8 protein-coding genes are annotated in these 6,763 nt (G+C 71.4%); 3 read left to right on the top strand and 5 right to left on the bottom strand.

Annotated features, from left to right (window positions below; all coding sequences use genetic code 11):
• The coding region (locus tag Q0588_RS08050) for an alpha-ketoglutarate-dependent dioxygenase AlkB (RefSeq protein WP_298745411.1) at window positions 1-542 on the bottom strand (542 nt) is incomplete at its 3' end.
• A gap of 3 nt (window positions 543-545) precedes the next feature.
• Window positions 546-911, bottom strand: a complete 366-nt coding sequence (locus tag Q0588_RS08045; protein WP_298745410.1) for a hypothetical protein — start codon at window positions 909-911, stop codon at window positions 546-548.
• A 289-nt stretch (window positions 912-1,200) separates the two neighbouring features.
• Here Q0588_RS08045 and dnaK point away from each other — a divergent pair, with 289 nt between their 5' ends.
• From dnaK to dapB, 3 genes are all read left to right on the top strand, one after another.
• A complete protein-coding gene (gene dnaK, locus Q0588_RS08040) occupies window positions 1,201-3,102 on the top strand; it encodes a molecular chaperone DnaK (RefSeq protein ID WP_298745407.1) in 1,902 nt (633 codons plus the stop codon).
• 283 nt (window positions 3,103-3,385) lie between these two features.
• Entirely contained in the window at window positions 3,386-4,570 is a 1,185-nt protein-coding gene (dnaJ, locus tag Q0588_RS08035) for a molecular chaperone DnaJ (RefSeq protein WP_298745405.1), read from the top strand.
• Window positions 4,567-5,340, top strand: coding sequence for a 4-hydroxy-tetrahydrodipicolinate reductase (gene dapB, locus Q0588_RS08030; RefSeq protein WP_298745403.1), 774 nt, complete (start codon window positions 4,567-4,569; stop codon window positions 5,338-5,340). The genes dnaJ and dapB overlap by 4 nt, the downstream gene beginning before the upstream one ends.
• A gap of 43 nt (window positions 5,341-5,383) precedes the next feature.
• Here dapB and Q0588_RS08025 read toward each other — a convergent pair whose 3' ends face one another.
• The 3 genes from Q0588_RS08025 to Q0588_RS08015 all read right to left on the bottom strand — a co-directional run.
• The gene (locus Q0588_RS08025) at window positions 5,384-5,749 is read right to left on the bottom strand and encodes a hypothetical protein (RefSeq protein ID WP_298745401.1); all 366 of its coding nucleotides are present in this window, start codon (window positions 5,747-5,749) and stop codon (window positions 5,384-5,386) included.
• Window positions 5,750-5,823: 74 nt separating this feature from the next.
• Window positions 5,824-6,273 carry a dUTP diphosphatase gene (dut, locus tag Q0588_RS08020; RefSeq protein ID WP_298745400.1) on the bottom strand — a complete coding sequence of 150 codons (450 nt, stop codon included), beginning with the start codon at window positions 6,271-6,273 and terminating at the stop codon, window positions 5,824-5,826.
• 148 nt (window positions 6,274-6,421) lie between these two features.
• A partial coding sequence (locus Q0588_RS08015; RefSeq protein WP_298745399.1) for a phosphopantothenoylcysteine decarboxylase occupies window positions 6,422-6,763 on the bottom strand: 342 nt, incomplete at its 5' end.

Genomic DNA, 6,763 nt, shown 5'->3' with positions numbered 1-6,763 from the left:
CGGTCGATTCCGTGCCGCGCCAGCCGGGCCGGGCCGGTCAGGGCGCAGACGTCGCCCGAGGCCAGCCGCAGCGACCGGGTCGGGCCGCCCGCCGCCGCGCCGATGCGGAACACCGCCGTATCGCCCAGCGACACCGACAGCACCGGGGCGGACCGGTCGGCCTCGTCGAGATCCTGGTGCAGCCCCATGCGCGCGCCCTCGCGGTAGAGGTTGACCAGGCAGGCGTCGGGCGGCGCCGGCCAGCCGGTCAGCTCGGTCCACAGGCGCAGCAGCCGTTCGGGCATCGGCGGCCACGGCGCGCCGGTCACCGGGTGGGTCGGCTGATAGCGGTAGCCGCCCCGGTCGGAGACCCAGCCGGTCGGCCCGAGATTGCTCATCTCCACCGAGAACGGCCGCCCGCCGCGGGTCGTCGGCCGGTAGAGGGGCGCCCCTTCGAGCGCCGTCAGCACCTCGTCGCGCAGCGCCGCCTGCGCGGCCGGCGAAAGCGCGGCCGGCCACAGCCGGAACCCCGCCAGTCCGGTGTCGATCCCGGGCGCGGCCACGGCTCAGCGGGTCAGATAATAGTCGGCGATGCGGCAGACGTTGATGTTCTCGCGCACCAGGCCGTGGCCGCCGGCGAGCTCGGCCCTCAGGTCGTAGAGGCAGCCGCCGCCGCCGTCGTCGATGGTCACCGGCACGCTGGCCCCGGCCGCCACCGGGGTTCCGCCCAGCAGGTCGGGCCCGAAGACGCCGGCGCGGACGTCGGCGGCCCGCAGCCCCAGCAGCGCCGCTCCGGTCTGGTTGTGGATGCGGACGCGGCGGTTCTGGCCGTCGCGCGACTGCTCCCCGGGCCCGGGCGCGGCGCTGACCAGGCCCGCCGCCGCCAGCGCCGCGGCCAGCAGGGCGATCGGCGATGTCCTCCGGACGGGCATGGCCCTTCTCCTCGGCTGGCGGCGCCGGCGCGTCGCCGGTCCACTATATGCCGTCGCGCGCGTCGTGGCACACCTGACGGAGACTGATCGCTGAATCGCGCACAGGCCTTGCGGGCCGGGGGCTGTTTCCCATATCGGCGACAACCCGCCGGAAAACCCCGCTGAACGTGGGGCTTTGCGCCGGAGCTGAACAACCGACCCTGGACCCCGACATCGGGGGCGGTCACGCGCGGCGCCTCGCTTCAGGGCCGCCGCACCGCCCGCCGGAATGGAGTGAAAGACCAAAAACATGGCCAAGATCATCGGCATCGACCTGGGCACCACCAATTCGTGCGTGGCCGTCATGGACGGCAAGAACCCCAAGGTCATCGAGAACGCGGAAGGCAACCGGACCACCCCCTCGGTGGTCGCCATCCAGGACAATGGCGAGGTGCTGGTCGGCCAGCCCGCCAAGCGTCAGGCCGTGACCAACCCGACCAACACCTTCTTCGCCATCAAGCGCCTGATCGGCCGCAACTACGACGATCCGGTGGTGGCCAAGGACAAGGGCATGGTCCCCTATGAGATCGTCAAGGGCCCGAACGGCGACGCCTGGGTCAAGGCCCACGGCAAGGACTATTCGCCCCAGCAGGTCTCGGCCTACATCCTGGGCAAGATGAAGGAGGCCGCCGAGGCCTATCTCGGCGAGACCGTCACCCAGGCCGTCATCACCGTCCCGGCCTATTTCAACGACGCCCAGCGCCAGGCCACCAAGGACGCCGGCAAGATCGCCGGCCTCGAGGTGCTGCGCATCATCAACGAGCCGACCGCGGCCGCCCTGGCCTACGGCCTCGACAAGAACGACGGCCAGAAGATCGCCGTCTACGACCTCGGCGGCGGCACCTTCGACGTCTCCATCCTCGAGATCGGCGACGGCGTCTTCGAGGTGAAGTCGACCAACGGCGACACCTTCCTCGGCGGCGAGGATTTCGACCTGCGCCTGGTCGACTACCTGGCCGACGAGTTCAAGAAGGAGCAGGGCGTCGACCTGCGCCAGGACAAGCTGGCCCTGCAGCGGCTCAAGGAAGAGGCCGAAAAGGCCAAGAAGGAGCTCAGCTCGACGACCCAGTACGAGGTCAACCTGCCGTTCATCACCATGAACGCCTCGGGCCCGCTGCACCTCAACATCAAGCTGTCGCGCGCCAAGCTGGAGGCCCTCGTCGAGGACCTCGTCCAGCGCACCATCGAGCCGTGCCGCAAGGCCCTCAAGGACGCCGGCCTCAAGGCCTCGGACATCGACGAGGTGGTTCTGGTCGGCGGCATGACCCGCATGCCCAAGGTGCAGGAGGCGGTGAAGGCCTTCTTCGGCAAGGAGCCGCACAAGGGCGTCAACCCGGACGAGGTCGTGGCCCTGGGCGCCGCGGTCCAGGCCGGGGTGCTGCAGGGCGACGTCAAGGACGTGCTGCTGCTCGACGTGACCCCGCTGACCCTCGGCATCGAGACCCTGGGCGGCGTCTTCACCCCGCTGATCGAACGCAACACCACCATCCCGACCAAGAAGAGCCAGACCTTCTCGACCGCCGACGACAACCAGTCGGCGGTGACCATCCGGGTCTTCCAGGGCGAGCGTCCGATGGCGGCCGACAACAAGATTCTCGGCCAGTTCGACCTGATGGGCATTCCGCCGGCCCCGCGCGGCATGCCGCAGATCGAGGTCTCCTTCGACATCGACGCCAACGGCATCGTCCATGTCACCGCCAAGGACAAGGCCACCAACAAGGAACAGTCGATCCGCATCCAGGCCAATGGCGGCCTGTCGGACGAGGACATCGAGAAGATGGTCAAGGAGGCCGAGGCCAACGCCGCCGCCGACAAGGCCCGCAAGGATCTGGTCGAGGCCCAGAACTCGGCCGACAGCCTGGTCCATTCGACCGAGAAGGCCCTCGCCGATCACGGCGACAAGGTCGGCGAGGCCGAGAAGACGGCGATCCAGGCCGCCCTCGACGACCTGAAGGCGGCCAGGGAGGGCGGCGACGCCGACGCCATCCGCGAGAAGACCAACACCCTGGCCCAGGCCTCGATGAAGCTGGGCGAGGCCATGTACGCGGCCTCGCAGGGGGCGGGCGCCTCGGCCGAGGGGCCGGCCGACGACGGGGTGGTCGACGCCGAATTCGAGGAAGTCTCGGACTCGGACGAGAAGAAGAGCGCGTAGGAACGCCGCGAATCCTCCCCCTTGCGGGGCAGGGGAACCATCCGAAGGATGGCGGAGGGGGGTCTCCGGCCCGGGCCGGCGCCCGGACCCCTCCGCCGCTTCGCGGCCCCCTGCCCCGCCGCTTCGCGGCCCCCTGCCCCGGCGCTTCGCCTGGGGGAGGATCCGCCGTTTCATGAAACTTGCATCAGTCGGCCGGGCGCCCATGTCAGGCCGGTCAGGCGTTCCGGCCAGCGGCCCGGCAGAGGCGGCGGCGGGAACGGCAGGGTAAGAGGACGAACGCCCGATGGCGACGCGTGACTATTACGAGATTCTGGGGGTCGACCGCGGCGTTGACGCGGCCGGGCTGAAATCCGCCTACCGCAAGCTGGCCATGCAGCACCACCCGGACCGCAACGGCGGCTGCGACGAGGCCATGGCCCGCTTCAAGGAGATCTCCGAGGCCTATGGCGTGCTCTCGGACGAGCAGAAGCGCGCCGCCTACGACCGCTTCGGCCACGCCGGCGTCAACGGCGGCAATCCGTTCGGCCAGGGCGGGGCCGGCTTCGCCGACGTCAACGACATCTTCTCCCAGGTCTTCGGCGACGCCTTCGGCGACGTCTTCGGCGGCCGCGGCGGCGGCGGGGCCCGCCAGCACGGCCCGCGCCGCGGCTCGGACCTGCGCTACGACCTGGAGATCACCCTCGAGCAGGCCTACAGGGGCGCCGAGGTCGAGATCGCGGTGCCGACCACCGCCGCCTGCGACGCCTGCGAGGGCTCGGGGGCCAGGAAGGGCACCCGGCCGACCGCCTGCACCACCTGCCAGGGCGCCGGCCGCGTGCGCTCGGCCAACGGCTTCTTCCAGGTCGAGCGCACCTGCCCGCGCTGCGGCGGCCACGGCCAGGTCATCGCCGAGCCCTGCGCCGCCTGCCACGGCCACGGCCAGGTGCGCAGGAACCGCAAGCTGCAGCTCAAGATTCCGGCGGGCGTCGACGACGGCTCGCGCATCCGCCTGTCGGGCGAGGGCGACGCCGGCCAGCGCGGCGGCCCGCGCGGCGACCTCTATGTGTTCATCTCGGTGACCCCGCATGAACTGTTCGAGCGCGACAACCTCGACCTGCTGGTCACCGTGCCGGTGCCGATGACCACCGCGGCCCTCGGCGGCGAGATCGAGGCCCCGTGCCTGACCTCCGAGGCCTGCGACGGCCGCTGCAAGGCCGCCGTCCCGGTGCCGGCCGGCTCGCAGACCGGCAAGACCGTGCGCATCAAGGGCAAGGGCATGCCCCACCTCAACGGCAAGGCCCGCGGCGACCTGGTGGTCGAGCTGTTCGTCGAGACGCCGACCGACCTGACCGCCCGCCAGAAGGAGCTGCTCGAGGAGCTGGCCGCCTCGCTCGGCGACCTGCAGACGCCGCGCAACTCGTCCTTCGCCGGCAAGGCCCGGCGCTTCTGGGCCGACATCCTCGGCGACGCCAGGGAAGCGGCGCAGTGACCCCGGGCGGGGGGCGGCCCCCGGCCGGCATCTTCCACGCCGGCATCTCCGGGGCCCGGGGCCGGATGGGCCGCGCCGTCTCCGCCGCGCTCGACGCCCGAGAGGACGTCGTCGTCGCCGCCCGCTTCGACCGCGGCGAGACCCCGGACCTGTCGCTGTGCGACGTGGTCATCGACTTCTCGACCCCCGAGGCCTCGGTCGAACTGGCCCGGACCTGCGCCGCCCGCGGCGGCCCCGCCCTGGTCATCGGCTCGACCGGCCTGACCCCCGAACAGGACGCCGAAATCCTCAGGGCCGCCAAGACCGTGGCCATCGTCCGCAGCGGCAATTTCTCGCTCGGCGTCAACATCCTGATCGGCCTGGTCGAACACGCGGCCCAGCGGCTCGACGCCCGCGACTGGGACATCGAGGTGCTGGAGACCCACCACCGGCGCAAGGCCGACGCCCCCTCGGGCACCGCCCTGATGCTCGGCGAGGCCGCCGCCGGCGGCCGCGGCGCCGCCCTCGCCGACCTGCGCAGCCCGCCGTACGACGGCCTCGCCGGCCCGCGCCAGAGCGGCCGGATCGGCTTCGCCTCGCTGCGCGCCGGCGGGGTGATCGGCGAGCACACCGTGCTGTTCGCCTCGGAGGACGAGACCCTGACCCTCAGCCATTCGGCCATCGACCGCGCCCTGTTCGCCAGGGGCGCCGTGGCCGCCGCCGCCTGGGTCCGCGGCCGCAAGCCGGGCCTCTACGACATGCAGGACGTGCTCGGCTTCCGGCCGGCGTGACCGCCTGTTCCTCCCCCTCCGCTGCGCTCGGGGGAGGAAGGGTTCAGTGCGCGGCCTTGCGATGGCCGAGCCCGCCGCCGGTGACCAGCGACTTGACCAGGAAGAACACCGCGATGACGATGGCGTAGCCCAGGAACAGGGCCAGCACCCCCATCCAGAAGGTCAGGCTCAGCAGGTCCGGCAGCACGAAGGCGCCGCCGTCCAGCACCGGACGGATCACGCCGACGGCCACGTGCACCAGGGCCGCGCCCAGCGCCGTCGCCCACAGCCCCTTCCACGCCTTCATCAGCAGGGCGGCGATCACCGCGATCAACAGGCCCATGACCTGGTTGACGCCGTCGAACCCGCCCTGGGCCAGACCAAACACGCCGCCCACAAAGGCGCCGATCGAATCGAACAGGGACTCCATACGCGGACCTCCGTCTTGCTCCGGCCAGCTTGGCCGTGAACAAGGTTAACGCAGGTCGCGGCGAATGGCTCCGCTTAACGTCCGGTCGAGCCGAATCCGCCGCCGCCGCGCACGGTCTCGTCCAGCGCCCCGACCTCGACCATGGCCGCCTGCTCATGCCGGGCGATGACCAGCTGGGCGATGCGCTCGCCGCGGCGGATCACGAACGGCTCCTGGCCGTGGTTGACGAGGATGACCCCGACCTCGCCGCGATAGTCGCTGTCGATCGTGCCCGGCGAGTTCAGACAGGTCAGGCCGTGCTTCAGCGCCAGCCCCGAACGCGGCCGCACCTGGGCCTCGAAGCCCGGCTCCAGGGCGATCTTCAGCCCCGTCGGCACCAGGGTGCGGGCGCCGGGAGCGAGGATAACCGGCAGATTCTCGGCCACCGCCGCGCGCAGGTCCATACCGGCCGAGCCCGTGGTCTCATAGGCGGGCAGGGGCAGGCCCTCGGCGTGCGGCAGGCGTTCGATGCGGACAGTCGTCATGTCAGGGTCGATCGGTATCTGAGAGGTGGAGGACGATCACCGTCGACCCTTATCGCGTCTGCCGGGCAGGCCGAGGGCCGCCCCGGGCGAGGCGAAGGTCGGCCGGGGAGAAGCCCATTCTCCAGTGGAGAACATGTGGACAACCGGCTCAGGCGTTCAAATGCCCGGCGATGCGGGCGGCCAGCTTGCGCGCCACCTCCGCCTTCGACTGGCGCGGCCAGCTCTCGGCGGCGCCGTCCCTCGTGAACAGGGTGACCGTATTGGCGTCGGCCCCGAACACCTCGTCGGAGACGTCGTTGCCGACGATCCAGTCGCAGCCCTTGCGCGACAGCTTGGCCCGGGCGTTGGCCTCCAGATCGGTGGTCTCCGCCGCGAAGCCGACGACCAGTTTCGGCCGCGCCTTCCCGGCCGCCGAGACGCCCGCCAGAATGTCCGGGTTTTCGATCAGGCTCAGCGACGGCGGGCCGCCCGGGGCCTTCTTGATCTTGCC

This window comes from uncultured Brevundimonas sp. (genome assembly GCF_937870815.1).
In the GTDB taxonomy this organism is placed as follows: Bacteria; Pseudomonadota; Alphaproteobacteria; order Caulobacterales; family Caulobacteraceae; genus Brevundimonas.
The sequence above is the reverse complement of the archived record's forward strand: the minus strand, read 5'-3'. Positions and strand labels throughout refer to the sequence as shown.

What these genes read in the sequence shown, in the direction of transcription:
- Q0588_RS08045 (WP_298745410.1), bottom strand. Translation starts at nt 911, where the DNA reads ATGCCCGTCCGGAGGACATCGCCGATCGCCCTGCTGGCCGCGGCGCTG.
- dnaK (WP_298745407.1), top strand. Translation starts at nt 1,201, where the DNA reads ATGGCCAAGATCATCGGCATCGACCTGGGCACCACCAATTCGTGCGTG.
- dnaJ (WP_298745405.1), top strand. Translation starts at nt 3,386, where the DNA reads ATGGCGACGCGTGACTATTACGAGATTCTGGGGGTCGACCGCGGCGTT.
- Q0588_RS08025 (WP_298745401.1), bottom strand. Translation starts at nt 5,749, where the DNA reads ATGGAGTCCCTGTTCGATTCGATCGGCGCCTTTGTGGGCGGCGTGTTT.
- dut (WP_298745400.1), bottom strand. Translation starts at nt 6,273, where the DNA reads ATGACGACTGTCCGCATCGAACGCCTGCCGCACGCCGAGGGCCTGCCC.